The following is a 15333-nucleotide window of genomic DNA, read 5'->3' on the forward strand; positions in this document are numbered from 1 at the left end:
GAATGCCCGGTCCCGATCAGCCGCCGAGACGTGGAAGGAGACACGGCATGCGGCAGCACAACTGCCCCATCTTGATAGCGGTCGGTTTCGGCCTGATCCTGGTCGCCAGGACGGCCTCGGCCGGTGCCATCCAGCTCACCGGGAACGTCGAGAACGACTTCCCGATCGAGCCCGGCAATGGCATCGTGGTCATCGTCGATAACCCCGACTCGTTCGGGAACCCGAGCCCCGGAGACGTGGCTCAGCACGCGTCGCTGTCCGGCACGACCGGGTGGAACATCAAGGACCTTCGACTGGCCTACGATGATTCCGCCGATCGCATGTCGTTCGGCCTGAATTTCTGGGGCATCGCCGGCGACGCCGACGGTGACGGGAGGCCCGGTCAGCTCTCCGCACCCCTCGGCAAGGATCGGCCCAGCCTCGGCGGCCTGGAGTCGATCGTCGTGGCCCTCGACCTGAACCTCGACGGCACGCCCGACGTCATCGCCGGCGTCCCGGCCAACAAGCCGTCCACCGGCAAGGGGACCGACCACTTCACCGTCGCCCAGTACAAGCAGTCGCCCGCCGGCATGGCCTTCAGCTTCGGCGATACCCTCACCGAGCACCTCGGGGCGCTCGCCTTCGATCCGTCGGCCGAGCACCCCGACTTCCAGTTCACCATCGACAACTTCATGCAGTTCGACGGCCTGGTGCCGGAAGACGGCTTCATCGTCAGCGCCTTCGCGGGCGCCCCCGACGACGTCATCGCCGGCGAAGATTACATCTCCAGCACCCGCATCGCCTTCCCCGGCCGGGAACAAGGGGGTTCGGGAGATCCCGTCGTCCCCGAGCCCTCGACCGTGCTCGCCTGGGCCCTGATGGCCGGAGGAGCCGTCGCCTACCGGGTGCGAACCCGGTCGCGGCAACCACTCTGATCCAGTCATCTCGACTCGGGCGACCATCGCTCGAACTCCGTGTCCAATCCGTTCCGATCGCAAGGCGGGACTCCCTCCGTGGGGTTCCGCCTTTTTCTTTCGGCGGATCCGATCGCCGAACTCCCGCGCCCGATCCGGATTGAGACGACCCCTCCTGCGCCCTCCGTCATCACCGTCGAACTCGACGCCGCCTGCCGTCACCCCCCAGCCCGCAACCCGCACCCGACCCTCCGCGTTGCAGCCCCTCGACCCGATCGGTACGCTTCCCTCAGGCGGCAACCCTTCCCGCATCCCCCAGGACGCCCCGACCGAACGACCCGAACCGAACCGGACCGAACCGACCCGCTCGCCGTCCGACCGGCCGACCGACTGCCCTTCGAGACACCCTCGCCCGGACCCAAGGGACACGGACTCCAATGGCGTACTCACCCACCCTCCGACCCCGGATCGCGGCCCTCGCCCTCCTGCTGCTCCCCTCGCTCCTGCTCGGCGGAGGCCCGATGCCGCCGGCCCTCGGCACGCCCCCCGGCGTCGACGACGACGACCCCGCCAAGCCCCGGCGCCCCGACCTGACCGACCCGATCATCTGCCTCAACGTCCGCGGCTTCCGCGACTTCGAGCCCCGGGACGAGCCGACCCTGACCCCCGACCAGAAGCTCGAAGTCTACTACGAGCCGTTCAACTTCCTCATCCTCCGCGACCCCGACGCCGGCCCCTACCGCGCCCACCTCGTCCAGGACGTCCACATCCGCCGCGCCGGCAACCCCCGACGCCTGCAGTCCCTCCCCGCCGCCATCGACTACGCCCCCCGGGCCAAGGAGCCCCCCACCTCGCTCTACCTCCACACCACCATCTCCCTCAAGGACCTCCGCCCCGGCCCCTACGAGGTCGACCTCGTCCTCCGCGACCGCCTCGGCGACGGCCCCTCCGAGACCACCCGCACCCTCTCCTTCCAAGTCGTCTCCTCCCTCCCCGACGATCGCTGACGGCTCGCCCCCCCGCCCCGCCATTTCCCCTGTCCCGATTCCCCCCGATCGCCTATGATCCTGCCGCGATCGGCGTCCGCGTCCCTCGCCCCTCGGCCCCCCCGCTCCCGCCTTTTCGTGGCGATTCGGGTGGCACGGCTCAACCCTCTCCCGCCTTGCGGGAGGGGCACTCCCAACCCTCGCCCCCCTTTGGGGGAGAGGGTGGCCGCAGGCCGGGTGAGGGGGCCCGCGGCCAGACCCCAAGCCGTCGCCCCCCGCAACGCCCGGCCCGGCCTGCCCGCAACGGTCACACGCCCGGGCGAGGTGATCCGCCGACCGCGACTCTCCCCGACCGCCGATCGAACGACGAGGGCCGCCCCCATGCCTCACGCTCGAAATCGAACCGTCGCCTGCGTGGTCGGGACCCGGCCCGAAGCCGTCAAGATGGCCCCCGTCATCCTCAAGCTCCGCCAGTCCGGGGCCGAGGCCGGCCTCCGCGTCCGCGTCGTCTCCACCGGCCAGCACCGCGAATTGCTCGACCGCGCCCTGGCCGACTTCGGCCTCCGGACCGACGACGACCTGGCACTCATGCGTCCCGGCCAGGATCTCGTCGAGTTGACCGGCCGATGCCTCCTGGCCGTCGGCCAGTGGCTCGACGCGCACCGCCCCGACGTCCTGATCGCCCAGGGGGACACGACCACCGTCTTCGCCTCGGCCCTGGCCTGCCACTACCGCCACGTCCCGTTCGTCCACGTCGAGGCCGGGCTCCGCTCCGGCTCCCTCGCCGAGCCGTTCCCGGAGGAGAGCAACCGCATCCTCACCGCCCGCCTGGCCGACCTGCACTTCGCCCCGACCGCCGCCGCCTGCGCCAACCTGCTCCGCGAAGGGATCCCGGCCGATCGCATCCGGGTCGTCGGCAACACGGTCATCGACGCCCTCCGCTGGATCGAGGCCCGCCCCGTCCCCCTGCCGGTCACGCCCAGCACCGACCGCATGATCCTCATGACCGCACACCGCCGCGAGAATCTCGGCCTGCCGCTCGCCCGCGCCTGCCGGGCCGTCGCGCACCTGCTCGAACAGGACACCACCCTCTGCCTCGTCTTCCCGGTCCACCCCAACCCCGAGGTCCGCGCCGTCGTCTCCCGGGAACTCGGCGGCCTCGACCGCGTCCACCTGATCGAGCCGGTCGGCTCGCCCCAGTTCGTCGCGTTGATGAAGGCGGCCCGCCTGATCCTCAGCGACTCCGGCGGCGTGCAGGAAGAGGCCCCCGCCCTCGGCCGCCCGGTCCTCGTCCTCCGCGACCGCACCGAACGCCCCGAGGCCGTCGAAGCCGGCTCCTGCCGCCTCGTCGGCACCGACCCCGACCGCATCCTCGCCGAGGCCCTCCCCCTGCTCGCGCCCGGCGCCGTCCCCGTGCCCGCCCGCTCCCCCTTCGGCGACGGCTTCGCCGCCGACCGCATCGTCCGCACCCTGGCCGACCGCTTCCCCTCCCTGAACCTCGAGCCCGACGCCGACGCCCCCGACCTCCCCTCGCGTGCCCCCCGCGCCGCCTGACCCCCGGCCCGCCCCCGTGTTTTGCCGGGTGCTCCCGTGGCGGATTCGCCGACGGGTCGTTATCCTGGCCCTCTCGCAAGCCGTCCGCGCCACCGCCGTCGATCAATCGAGGTCCCCGGGCTGACCTGATGCACGCCTTCGAGATGATCGGCTCCCGATCGCCGGGAGCCCTCCGGCCCATCTACGCCCTCTTCGGCGACGACGCGTTCCTCCGCCGCGAGGCGACCCACGCCATCATCCGCGCCGCGATGGACGACGGCGAATCCAGGGGCGACGCCGGTGCCGGTGCCGGTGCGGGCACCGATGCCGACGACGAGGACGAGATGGGCGTCTCCCGCGTCGCCGGCCCCCAGGCCGAGCTGGCCCGGGTGCTCGACGAGGTCCGCACCCTGCCGTTCCTCGCCCCCCGTCGGGTCGTGATCGTCGAGGACGCCGACACCTTCGTCACCGCCCACCGCAAGGAGCTGGAGGCCTTCGCCGCCCAGCCGAGCCCCACCGGCGTGCTCGTCCTCTCGGTCAAGTCGTGGCCGTCGAACACGAAGCTCGCCAAGCTCGTCGAGCAGCACGGCGCCTCGGTCGACTGCAAGGCCCCCCGCGAACGCGAGCTGCTCGGCTGGCTCGGCCGCCTCGCCACCGACCGCTGGGGCGTCTCCCTGCCCGACGACGCCGCTCGGCTGATGATCGAGCTGGTCGGCCCCGAGCCGGGATTGCTCGCCGTCGAGGTCGATAAACTGGTGGCGTACGTCGGCGATCGCCGATCCATTACCAGGGACGACGTCGGCCGGATGGTCGGCGCCGGCCGCACCCTCGAAGTCTGGGACATGATCGACCGGGCCACCCTCGGCGACGCCGCCGGCGCCCTGAAGGTCCTCGATCGCCTGCTCACCGCCGGCGAGGCCCCGCAGCGACTCCTGGCCGCGCTGGCCACCTCGCTCCGCAAGGTCCACCACGCCGGCAAGCTCCGCCAGGCCCGTCGCGATCTGAAGGACGCCTGCCGATCGGCCGGCATCCCCCCCATGGCCATCGAGAAGACCGGCCGACAGCACGCCCACCTCGGCCCCTCCCGCGTCGACCGCCTGCCCGTCGTGCTCCTCGAGACCGACCTGGCCCTGAAAGGGTCGTCCACGCTCAACGAACGCGCCGTCCTCGAACGCCTGCTCCTCGGCCTGGCCCGCCCCCGCAGCGATTGACCCGACTCGACCCGACCCGATCCGGCCCCTGCACCCCCAATAACCGAAGCCATGAGCACATCCGCACCCGACGACCCCGTCGCCCACTGCGTCGCCAGGGTCGTCGCGCTCGCCGCGATCGAATCTCCCGACCGCCGGGACTTGCTCCAGCTCGGCTACAACCTCGGCCGCCTCAGCGAGCTGACCGGCGCCGGCCGCGCCCCCTTCTGGGACGCCTGGAAAGGCCCCGTCTCCGCCTGGGACCGCGCCACGCTCCAGTCGCTTGCTCACCGGTTACAGATCAACCACAATCCCGTCCCATCGAACGATCCAGACGTCTCGACCCCGCCGGAATAATCGCGACGGCCGCCCCCGGATTCTGCCCCTGGCCCCTTGAGGACCCGGCGACAATCCTGTTTACTATAACAGGTCCGACTGACGGACCCAGATTTGCAACATTCTCAGCCCGAGCCCCCTGCAACCATGCAGCGTGCCGCTCTGGCGAGCCGACCGATGACCCCGGCACGGCGAAGCGACCCATGGAAGAATCCGCGATTTTGCTTGCAATTCGCCCGCTGAACGCCCCACAATGGTGCTGCTCAGACCCAAGGGCAAATGTGACTCCCTCCTGGATCGCTGACCCTTCGCGATCTCGACTCTCCGCATTGGATCTCAGGAGTGATGGACGATGAGGAGCAACCTTGGGAATGGTTCGACCTCATTTCTTCAGCAGGTCGAGCATTCTATCCGGCAGACGACGCATGGACGGATTCGTGACCTGGCCGTCGAAGAGGTGCAGGGCCGTTATGTCGTCCGAGGGCGGGTCCCCTCGTATCACACCAAGCAACTGGCGCTCTACGCGGCGCTCGAGTTGCTCCCGAGCGATCGGTTCGACATGAACATCCTCGTCTCATAGGTCGAAGACGTCATCGCTTGCCGTTCGACAGCCGGCCTTCATCCGCCGGCTGCCGTGCATCATCCCGTGCGTCCAACCACCCGGCCCCGCCAGCGGGCCCGACCTCTCCGCGCGCGATCGACCGATCCTGCGCGGCTCGGCTTGCCGCGCGTGCGGCTTCCGGCCATAGTGAATCGCACGGGTGCGGCCGCTCGCGACCGCCCCCGTGCGGTTCTTGTTTCTGTTCGTGATTGAGGAGCGATCGGGGCGGGGGCGGTCTCCCGGGCCTTGGCCGGTCGGTCTCGAACCCTCGCCCGCCGCGCGAGCCATCGCCGCGGGCCCCCGCGGGGTCGACCGTCCGTACGCCACGCGCGCGGGCCTCACTTGACTTGCCCAGCCCCTTCGACCGACCGGACCGGGAGGGCTTGGCCCGATGATTCGCAGTGGGATCGATCCGACGCGCCGACCCGCCCGAGGCGCCTCGTGGGCGCTCGGGCTCGTGCTCCTCCTGTCCGGGAGCCCCGGTCGCGCCGAGCCTCCCCAGGATTCCCCGCGGCAGCAAGAGCAGCCGCAGGCCACGCCCCCCGACCGCGCCACCCGAGAGGCCTGGGACGCCGTCTTCATCGCCGGCCGCAAGGTCGGCCACATCCACCTGCAGGTCGAGCCGGTCACGGCCGGCGACGGCCGCGAGCTGCTCCGCATCCAGGTCGACTCCAAGCTCACGCTCAAGCGGCTCGACGACCAGGTCGTCATCGCCACCCGCTACGGCACGATCGAGACCTACGACGGCCAGGTCCTCCGGCTCGACGCCCGCAGCCTCGCCGGGCCGAACGAGACCCGGGTCTCCGGCGACGTGCAAAACGGGGTCATGCCCCTGACCCTCACCGCCGGCGGCCGACAGACCCGCGTCGAGCTTCCCTGGCCCGACGACGTCCGCGGCCCCTACGGCCCCGAGCTGAGCCTCGCCCGGTCCCCCATGCAGCCCGGCGACCGCCGCGAGATCAAGACCTTCATCCCCGACCTCAACCAGATCGGCCTGACCACCCTCACCGCCCGGCAGGTCGAGCCGGTCGAGCTGGGCGGCGGCAGCACCGTCGACTTGCTCCGCGTCGAGGGCCAGGTCAAGGGGCCCGACGGCGCCCCCTTGCCCGGCATGGACGCCAGCTACTGGGTCGACACCGGCGGCCAGATCCTCAAGAGCCGCACCGACGCCTTCGGCGGCATCGTCACCTACCGGACCACCCGCGAAGGGGCCCTCGCCCCCGGCGGCGGCGGCTTCGACATCGTCCAGGCGACCATCGTCAAGGTCGGCCGCCGCATCACCCAGTCCGGCAACGTCCGGTCGGCCACCTACCGCGTCAACCTGACCGGCGACACCCCCGCCGAGACCGTCTTCCCGGGCGACGAACGCCAGTCCGTCCGCCGCGCCGGCGACGGCTCCGTCCTGCTCGACGTCCGGACCGCCGAGCCCCAGGCCGGCGCGGCCGACCCCTCCCCCGTCCCCCCCGAATACCTCGCCGCCAACCCGATGATCAACAGCGAGGACTCCCAGGTCGTCTCCCTCGCCCGGCGAGCCCTCGCCGACGTCGGCCCCGACCCCTGGGAACGCGCCCAGGCCATCACCCGATGGGTCGCCGACAACGTCCGCGAGAAGAACTTCGAGACCGCCTTCGCCACCGCCCGCGACGTCGCCCGCGACCTGAGCGGCGATTGCAGCGAGCACAGCGTCCTGACCGCCGCCATGTGCCGCGCCTCGGGCATCCCCGCCCGCGTCGCCGTCGGCCTCCTCTATGTCGACGAGCTAGGCGGCTTCGGCTTCCACATGTGGAATGAGGTTCACGTCAACGGCCGTTGGGTCGCCGTCGATGCCGCCCTGCGCCAGACCGAGGTCGACGCCACCCACCTGAAGCTCAACGCCACCAGCCTCGACGGCGTCTCCCCCTACGCCCAGTTCCTCGACGTCGTCCGCGTCTTCGACAAGCTCACCCTCGACCCCCTCCAGGTCCAGTAACCCCACCCCCTCATCCCACCCTCCGCGCGTCCGGCTCTCCCAACCCTCGCCCCCATTCGGGGGAGAGGGTGGCCGAAGGCCGGGTGAGTGGGCCCCGGCCCAAACGGCAGGCGTTGCGATCCTCCCTCCCGCGATCGCAACCCCCTCCGTTCACGTCGCCCCTCGCCCGACGCAAGCTCCCCTCTCCGATCCATCATCCCCCGCTCGCCACTTCCCCTAAACCCTCCACAAATGATCGTCTTTTCCCGCGTCCTCCTCCTTACCGAGGGACCCGCGGACCTTCCCAGCACCACCGCGTCGCCCCTCCACTCCCCGCGCCTGCCGATCGAAACCGGCTTGCGTGTCAATTCTGGGAAGATGCGAAAACTCTACCGCCCCCCGTCATCGGGGCGATTGAAAAAACGACCGTAGAAGGGGCATCCCGGGTCGAATTGGACTTGATTGTCATACAAATCGAGGCGTAGGATGTGCCCCGCGCGATTCACCGGATCACGGATGAGCCGACCGCGCCCGAGGTTCGATGCGACAGCACGGATGGGACATCGGGACGAACCACCTCAAGGAGGGGGGACCGAGACTGCAATGATCGTCAAGCTCGACGGTAGCAAGCGAGGACGAGGTCCGACCTCCGGCGCCTCCTCGCGAGGGTTCACGACGCCGGCCTTCGATGCCCAGGACCTCGACTCCGGCCTGGCCGCCACCCGCCGGTGGCTCCTCGACCAGCAACGCGACGACGGCCACTGGGTCGGCGAGCTCGAAGGGGACACCATCCTCGAATCCGAGTTCGTCCTCCTGCTGACCTCCCTCGGCCGCGAAGACGACCCGGTCGTCGCCAAGCTCTGCAACTACCTGCTCGAGCAGCGATTGCCCGAAGGCGGCTGGGCCATCTACCCCGGCGGCCCGTTCGACCTCAGCGCCTCGGTCAAGGCCTACTTCGCCCTGAAGCTCGTCGGGGTCGACCCCAACGACCCCGAGATGGTCCGCGTCCGCGAGCGGATTCTCGACGCCGGCGGTGCCCAGTCGAGCAACAGCTACACGCGCTTCTATCTCGCCCTGCTCGGCCAGATGTCGTACGACGACTGCCCGTACGTCCCCCCCGAGCTGATCTTCCTCCCCACCCACCTCGGCCTCAGCATCTACGACATGTCGTCCTGGACCCGGACGATGGTCGTCCCCCTGGCCATCCTCTCGGTCCTCCGCCCCGTCCGCCACCTGCCCGCCGAGCAGGGGATCGCCGAGCTCTTCCGGCCCGACCTCCCCCCCCCGTCGCGACGCACCGAGCAGACCTGGAGCTGGGCCAACTTCTTCGTCGCCTGCGACCGCCTGATGAAGTGGGCCCACCGGGTCGTCCCGAAGGCCGTCCGACGCCCCGGCCTCTCCGCCGCCCACCGCTGGATGGTCGAGCATTTCGACCGCTCCGAGGGGCTCGGCGCCATCTTCCCGGCGATGGTCTACTCCGTCTTCGCCCTCCGCGCCCTCGGCTACGCCGACGACCACCCCTTCGTCCGCCGGGCCCTGCGGCAGCTCGAAGACCTGATGATCGAGGAGCACGACACCGTCCGCGTCCAGCCGTGCGTCTCCCCCACCTGGGACTCGGCCATCGCCATGATCGCCCTGGCCGATTCCGGCCTCCCGGCCGAGGACCCGCGCATGGTCCAGGCCGCCCGCTGGCTGCTCGACCGCGAGATCCGGACCCCCGGCGACTGGCAGCGCCGCCGCCCCGGCCTCGAACCGACCGGCTGGGCCTTCGAGTACCGCAACGACTTCTACCCCGACATCGACGACACCGCCATGGTCCTGCTCGCCCTCGGCCGGACCGCCCTCATGCGGCAGCCCGAGGGCCGGGCCGTCACCGATCGCGCCGTCGCCTGGCTCCTGGCCATGCAGAACCGCGACGGCGGCTGGGCGGCCTTCGATGTTGATATCGACAATCAACTGCTCACCAAGGTCCCCTTCGCCGACCACAACGCCATCCTCGACCCGAGCTGCGCCGACATCACCGCCCGGATCCTCGAGATCCTCGGCACCCTCGGCTACCGCGCCGATCACCCGGCCGTCTCCCGGGGGCTGGAGTACCTCTGGTCCAGCCAGGAGCCCGAGGGCTGCTGGTACGGCCGCTGGGGGGTCAACTACATCTACGGCACCTGGCAGGTCCTGCTCGGCCTCCAGGCGATCGGCTTCCCGATGGACCACCCGAGCGTCCAGCGCGCGGCCGACTGGCTCGAATCGGTCCAGCAGGACGACGGCGGCTGGGGCGAGTCGTGCCAGAGCTACGACGACCCCGCCTGGATGGGCAAGGGCGTCACCACCGCCTCGCAGACCGCCTGGGCCGTCAACGGCCTGATCGCCGCCGGCCGCGCCCACAGCGCCAGCGTCCGACGCGGCGTCTCCTTCCTGCTCCGCACCCAGAACCCCGACGGCACCTGGGACGAGCCCCAGTTCACCGGCACCGGCTTCCCGAAGGTCTTCTACCTCCGCTACCACCTCTACCGCATCTATTTCCCCCTGATGGCCCTCGCCCGCTACCGCTCGGCCCTCTCCCTCCCCTCCCGCGTCCCCGCCTCCGGCGCCCTCGCCTGCGGCATCCCCGCCGACCCCCGCCCGCTCGACGTCTAACGCGGCCCACTCGACCGAAAGGCGCTCCCTCACCCGCCGTGGAGCGCCCGACACCTTCACCCCTCACCCCCCCTTCGGGTGAGTGGGTGGCCGCCAGGCCGGGTGAGAACCTCGACACGAGACGCGAGGCCCGACTCCGAACGCAACGACCCCTCACCCCGGCCCTCTCCCCGCTCGCGGGGAGTGGGGGCCAATTCAACCCTCGCCCCCATTTGGGGGAGAGGGTGGCCGAAGGCCGGGTGAGGGGGCCGATGCCTCGAACGCCTCGCCCCGCAATCCGATCGGGGCCTCCTCCCCCCGCCCGCGATGAGAGGGTGACCCAACTCTCCGCCCCCGTTCGGGGGAGAGGGGGGCCGCCGTCCGGGTGAGGGGGGCCGACACCCTGCACGACACCGCGACGATCACCCCGGACGCCCCTCTTGATTTCCGACGCCTCCCTCGGCCATCCTTCAGGGCCGACCCCTCACATTCCGCCTCGCACCGACCCGCGACCGACCGACCCAGACGCATGAACCAGGTCCTGCCCGCCCCCGAACCGTCCGACGTCGGCATCGTGATCGCCCTGCCCATCGAGGCCGACCCGATCGTCGAGCTCCTGCACGACGTCCGCACCTACTCCGACCCCGAAGGCTCGAACCGCTCCGTCACCGAAGGGGTGCTCGGGGCCGGAGGGAAGACCGTCGTCACCCTCATCGTCTCCGGCGTCGGCCGCAACCTCGCGACCAAGGGGGCCAGACGCCTCATCGGCGGCCACCGGCCGAAGTGGCTCCTCTCGGCCGGCTTCTGCGGCGCCCTCGATCCGACCCTCAAGCGCAACGACATCGTCTTCCCGACCGAGATCCTCGACGCCAACCGCCCCGACGATCCCCCGCTCGTCATCCCCTTCACCCCCCCCGAATCCTCCCCGTCCTCCAAAATCCGGTTCCGCCCCGGCCGCCTCCTGACCGCCTCGAAAATCGTCCGCACCGCCGCCGAGAAGGCCGCCCTCCGCGACCGCTTCGCCGCCGACGTCGTCGACATGGAGACCGCCGCCGTCGCCTCCCTCTGCGCCGACCGCGGCCAGCGCTTCCTCGCCATCCGCGTCGTCAGCGACGAGGCCGACACCGACCTCCCCCCCGAGGTCCTCACCGTCATGGGCCCCACCGGCGGCTTCCGCCTCGGCGCCACCCTCGGCGCCCTCATGAAACGCCCGAGCAGCGTCAAGGACCTCTGGACCCTCCGCGAGCACGCCGTCGAGGCCTCCGACCGCCTCGCCGAGGTCCTCCCCGGCATCCTCGCCCAGCTCTCCTGATCGCACAATCGAAAACGTGTTTCATCATGCGTTCCGGCTGCCCCCGGCCGCCTGATCGCGCGTATCATCACGAATCGCCCGGATCAGTCTTCGCTTGTAGGGTCCGCTCTGCGGACCGATCCCTCAAGACTGTCAGGAGATCGGTCCGCACAGCGGACCCTACAAAGGGAATTCTTCCGGGCGATTCGGTATCACAAGAACTGACACAACGATGCGTCTCAGGTACCCCCGGTTGGCGAGCAACCGGGGCGCGCAGCCGCACGAGGCGACGCGGTGCCCCACCAAGTCCAGTTCGCGTTCGAGTGCGAGCCCTCACGCCGCTCCACGACCGCGCCTGGCGAGCCATCGAAGCGACCCGGGCAAGTGATGCGCGAGCGGCGCAGCGCGTCTCCGCACGACGAACGATCGGGGATTCACGGCCCCGCCGGCGCCGTCGCCTTCTCGGGCGTCGGGGCCGGTTCTTCATCCCCTTGCGTCGGCATGTTCACCGTCGACGAGGCCGACTTGCGGATCGAACGCTGCTGCGGCGGGATCGGCCGATCGCGCATGTTCGCCCTCGGCCCGGCCTTCAGGCTGTCCATCGCCATCGCCGCCGTGAAGGCCACCAGCACCACCGCCACCGGCCCCAGCAGCAGCGCATGCGAGGCATGGAACTGCAACACCAGGCAGAACAGCACGAACCCGGCGATCGCCAGCATCGCCGTGTACGCGACGTCGGTCGTCACCATGTCCACGCTCGACGGGTCCCACCACGTCAGGAAGGCCGCCATCGCCAGCGAGCTCGCCCCCACCTTCAGCCCCGCAAGCGGCGTCACCTCATCATAAAAGTATCGCTGACCGTACTCGGTCACGATGAACGAGGCCACGAACAGCAAGAGCCAGTAAATCAAGAACATCCAGAGCCAGAACATGGCGCGACCCCTTCCCGATCCGAGCGAGCGTCCGTCCGACCGATCCACCGAATCCCTGCCGCCTGACGGGGCTTGCCTCCGGGGACATTTCCCCCCTTCGCCTTCCCGCGTCACCGACCTCTCCCGCACCATCCTACCTCACGGCTCACCGATCGCCACCGTCTGCCCCCATCGCCATCTCCCTCCCGCAGGATGCCATCAAGTCGTCGAACACGCACCGATCCGACTCCATTGATCCGTCCAGGGTAGCCCCGGTTGCTCGCCAACCGGGGCGGCGCGGCCGCACGAGGCGATCGGAGGCCGCACCGAAGCCTCTCGTCGCTCCGCGACCCCGATTGCTCGCCGATCGGGGCCACCCTGGAAAATCCCACCATCGTTGAGTGAAAGGTCGACGACGACCGCTTCCAGCGCCCCATGGGGCGAGGATCCCCCATCGGACGATGCTCCGTGTTCCGGGTCGTCCCGGTCCCGCGTCATCGTTCTTCTCAGGTTTTGTGACTAAGACTCCCCGATTTCCTGATGATATCAAGTGTGGCCCCGATCCGATCCCGCGATCGAACCCGATCGCCCCCGGCCCGGCCGGCCCCTCCCTGTCATGGCCCCTTGCCTCGAATCGACACCACCCGAATCCAAGGACCCTCCCCATGGCGACCCCCTCCGACTCCGTTTCGCACGCGACCGGCCCCCGCACCGAGGCCGGCAAGCTCGCCAGCTCGTTCAACGCCGTCTCGCACGGCCTGACCGCCCGCCGCCCCCTCTGCGACGAGGAGGCCGAGCGGCTCATCCTCATCGCCGACCGCTGGGTGGCCAAACACCTGCCGCAGACCGACTCCGAGGAGGCCCTCATCCGGTCGGCCGCCATGGAATACGTCCGCTACCTCCGCTGCGCCGACGCCGAGGAGGCCCGCCTCCAGCCGGCCACCCGCGAGGCCGTCCGCCGGTGGGAAGAATCCCGACGCCACGCCATCCGGCGCAAGGCCCAGGGGCTCCGCGACGACCCCGAGGCCGTCGTCTCCCAGTTGCAGGCCAGCGCCTTCGGCATCGACTGGCTCGTCCGGCACTGGCAGACCCTGCTCCACCTGCTCGACTCGGGCCAGGGCTGGGCCGGCTCCGACCTCGATACGGCCCTCCGCCTCACCGGCCGGACCGCCGAATTCGAGGACGATCCCCACGTCGACGCCCGACGCCTCCGCGACCTCGTCGCCCGCGTCAGCCCCGGGGCGATCCGGCCCGACGCCGCCCCCGGCCTGGCCGACGACCCCGACGCCCTCGCCCGGCTCCGCGCCCTGGTCGTCGACCGGATCGACCGCCTCCGGGACCTCCGCCCAATCGCCTGGGACGACGAGGAGGGTCCCCAGCGCCTCGCCGTCGAGACCGCCGCCCTCCTCGACACCTCGAAGGACGGCCAGCTCCGCCAGCGCTACCGCCGCGAGGCCCTCCGGGACATGCAGCGCAGCCTCTCGATGGTCGTGAACCTCAAGGTCGAACGCTCGAAGATGGACACCCGGGTCCTCCACCAGGACCGGCTCGCCGCCTCAAGCCGCCCGGCCTCCGAATGGTTCCGCTCGACGGCCCCCCACGAGCCGCCCGCGATCCCCCCCCGGTACAATCCCCCGGCTCCGCCTCCGACCGCCGCCGCCCCGGCCCCCGAGGCGTTCGAATCCCGAAACGAACGGCCCGACGCCCCTTCCGTCACCCCGACCGTCCGCCATAACCCCAATCAAGACAATGGCAACCGCCCCGAACTGCCCAACGCCCCGTCCCTCGATCGGCGGCGCACCTGGCCGCGTCCCGAGGCGCACCCGGGCGCACCGGGCGGCCCCCCCGAGTCCCCCTCCGGTGCCCCCGCGACCCCCGGCGATCCGCGTCCCGGGGCCTGATCGCCCCTGGATTCGTCCCCGCCCGAACCTCGGACCGCCCGCCGACGGAGGCCGACCGCCCGCCGGTCGCCCGGGGTGCGACCGGGGCATCCGGTCGGCTTTGGGGCTGCGAACCGTTCGCAGAAAGGCGTCGGAGTGGTAGAATCGCGGGCATTGATCGCCGTCCCACCGCCCCGGGTGTCTCCGACATCGGGACCAGCCCGTAGACCGGAACCGATCCCACCCACCCCCGGCAAAACCGAGACCGCCCCATGATCTACCTGAGCGCCTTCGCCGACGAGATCTCGGCCGACCCCGCCGAGCAGCTCGACACCCTCTTGATCCACAGCATCCGCTTCGTCGAGTTCCGCTCCATCTTCGGAACCAACGTGCTCGACCTGACCGGCGAGCAGCACGAGCAGTTCCGCACCATGCTCAAGGAGCGCGGCATGGGCCTCAGCGCGCTCGGCTCCCCCATCGGCAAGATCAAGGCCGACGAGCCGTTCGAGCCCCACCTCGAACGCTACAAGATCGCCCTCGACCTGTGCGACTTCTACGAGTGCCCCCGCATCCGGATCTTCTCCTATTACATCCCCGAGGGGACCGAGCCGGAAAGCCACCGCGACGAGGTCGTCCGCCGCATGGCCGCCAAGGCCAAGATCGCCGAGGAACGCGGCGTGACCCTCCTGCTCGAGAACGAGAAGGGCATCTACGGCGACACGGCCGACCGGGTCAAGGACTTGCTCGACGCCGTCAACTCGCCCGCGCTGGCCCACGCCTTCGACCCGGCCAATTACCTCGAAGTCGGCCAGCCGGTCGACAAGGCCTGGAACCTGCTCCGCGACCGCGTCCAGCACTTCCACGTCAAGGACTACGACACGAAGCTCAAGAAGAACGTCCCCGCCGGCGAGGGGGAGGGGATGATCCCCCAGCTCATCACCGACGCCGTGGCCAAGGGGTTCGACGGCTATTGCGTCCTCGAACCCCACCTCGTCGTCGCCGAGGCCAGCTACGGCTTCACCGGCCCCGACCGCTTCGGCGACGCCGCCGTCGCCCTCCAGACCGCCCTCTCCCGCGAAGGCGTCACCTACGCCTGAGCCTGGCCACGGCCCCTCTTCACTCCACCCTCTCCCAACCCTCGCCCCCGT

The 15333-nt window shown here is 70.6% G+C and carries 12 protein-coding genes; 11 read left to right on the top strand and 1 reads right to left on the bottom strand.

Annotated elements, in window-relative coordinates; genetic code table 11:
* The first annotated feature begins 47 nt into the window (after positions 1 to 47).
* The 9 genes from AB1L88_RS09610 (at position 48) to AB1L88_RS09650 (ending at position 11415) form a co-directional block, all read left to right on the top strand.
* Positions 48 to 914: a hypothetical protein gene (locus AB1L88_RS09610; protein ID WP_367096433.1), complete on the top strand. Its 867-nt coding sequence runs from the start codon at positions 48 to 50 to the stop codon at positions 912 to 914.
* Positions 915 to 1330: 416 nt separating this feature from the next.
* Positions 1331 to 1900 (top strand): hypothetical protein, encoded by a 570-nt coding sequence (locus AB1L88_RS09615; RefSeq protein WP_367096434.1) that lies wholly within the window; start codon positions 1331 to 1333, stop codon positions 1898 to 1900.
* Positions 1901 to 2260: 360 nt separating this feature from the next.
* A complete protein-coding gene (gene wecB / locus AB1L88_RS09620) occupies positions 2261 to 3433 on the top strand; it encodes a UDP-N-acetylglucosamine 2-epimerase (non-hydrolyzing) (RefSeq protein ID WP_367096435.1) in 1173 nt (390 codons plus the stop codon).
* Between the two features lie 128 nt (positions 3434 to 3561).
* A complete protein-coding gene (gene holA, locus AB1L88_RS09625; RefSeq protein ID WP_367096436.1) occupies positions 3562 to 4623 on the top strand; it encodes a DNA polymerase III subunit delta in 1062 nt (353 codons plus the stop codon).
* 51 nt (positions 4624 to 4674) lie between these two features.
* Entirely contained in the window at positions 4675 to 4959 is a 285-nt protein-coding gene (locus tag AB1L88_RS09630; RefSeq protein WP_367096437.1) for a hypothetical protein, read from the top strand.
* A 331-nt stretch (positions 4960 to 5290) separates the two neighbouring features.
* On the top strand, positions 5291 to 5518 hold the full coding sequence (locus tag AB1L88_RS09635) for a phospholipid-binding protein (RefSeq protein WP_206352206.1): 228 nt from the start codon (positions 5291 to 5293) through the stop codon (positions 5516 to 5518).
* Between the two features lie 412 nt (positions 5519 to 5930).
* Positions 5931 to 7508, top strand: coding sequence for a transglutaminase-like domain-containing protein (locus AB1L88_RS09640; protein WP_367096438.1), 1578 nt, complete (start codon positions 5931 to 5933; stop codon positions 7506 to 7508).
* A 582-nt stretch (positions 7509 to 8090) separates the two neighbouring features.
* Positions 8091 to 10124: a squalene--hopene cyclase gene (gene shc / locus AB1L88_RS09645; protein ID WP_367096439.1), complete on the top strand. Its 2034-nt coding sequence runs from the start codon at positions 8091 to 8093 to the stop codon at positions 10122 to 10124.
* A 508-nt stretch (positions 10125 to 10632) separates the two neighbouring features.
* Positions 10633 to 11415: a nucleoside phosphorylase gene (locus AB1L88_RS09650; protein WP_367096440.1), complete on the top strand. Its 783-nt coding sequence runs from the start codon at positions 10633 to 10635 to the stop codon at positions 11413 to 11415.
* A 413-nt stretch (positions 11416 to 11828) separates the two neighbouring features.
* Here AB1L88_RS09650 and AB1L88_RS09655 read toward each other — a convergent pair whose 3' ends face one another.
* Positions 11829 to 12326, bottom strand: coding sequence for a hypothetical protein (locus AB1L88_RS09655; protein ID WP_367096441.1), 498 nt, complete (start codon positions 12324 to 12326; stop codon positions 11829 to 11831).
* A gap of 644 nt (positions 12327 to 12970) precedes the next feature.
* Between AB1L88_RS09655 and AB1L88_RS09660 the strand changes: the two genes are divergently transcribed.
* Both AB1L88_RS09660 and AB1L88_RS09665 read left to right on the top strand, forming a co-directional pair.
* On the top strand, positions 12971 to 14206 hold the full coding sequence (locus AB1L88_RS09660) for a hypothetical protein (RefSeq protein ID WP_367096442.1): 1236 nt from the start codon (positions 12971 to 12973) through the stop codon (positions 14204 to 14206).
* Positions 14207 to 14457: 251 nt separating this feature from the next.
* Positions 14458 to 15282 carry a sugar phosphate isomerase/epimerase family protein gene (locus tag AB1L88_RS09665; protein ID WP_367096443.1) on the top strand — a complete coding sequence of 275 codons (825 nt, stop codon included), beginning with the start codon at positions 14458 to 14460 and terminating at the stop codon, positions 15280 to 15282.
* Positions 15283 to 15333 lie beyond the last annotated feature (51 nt).

The sequence above is a fragment of the Tautonia sp. JC769 genome, from assembly GCF_040717455.1.
Taxonomy (GTDB): Bacteria; Planctomycetota; Planctomycetia; order Isosphaerales; family Isosphaeraceae; genus Tautonia.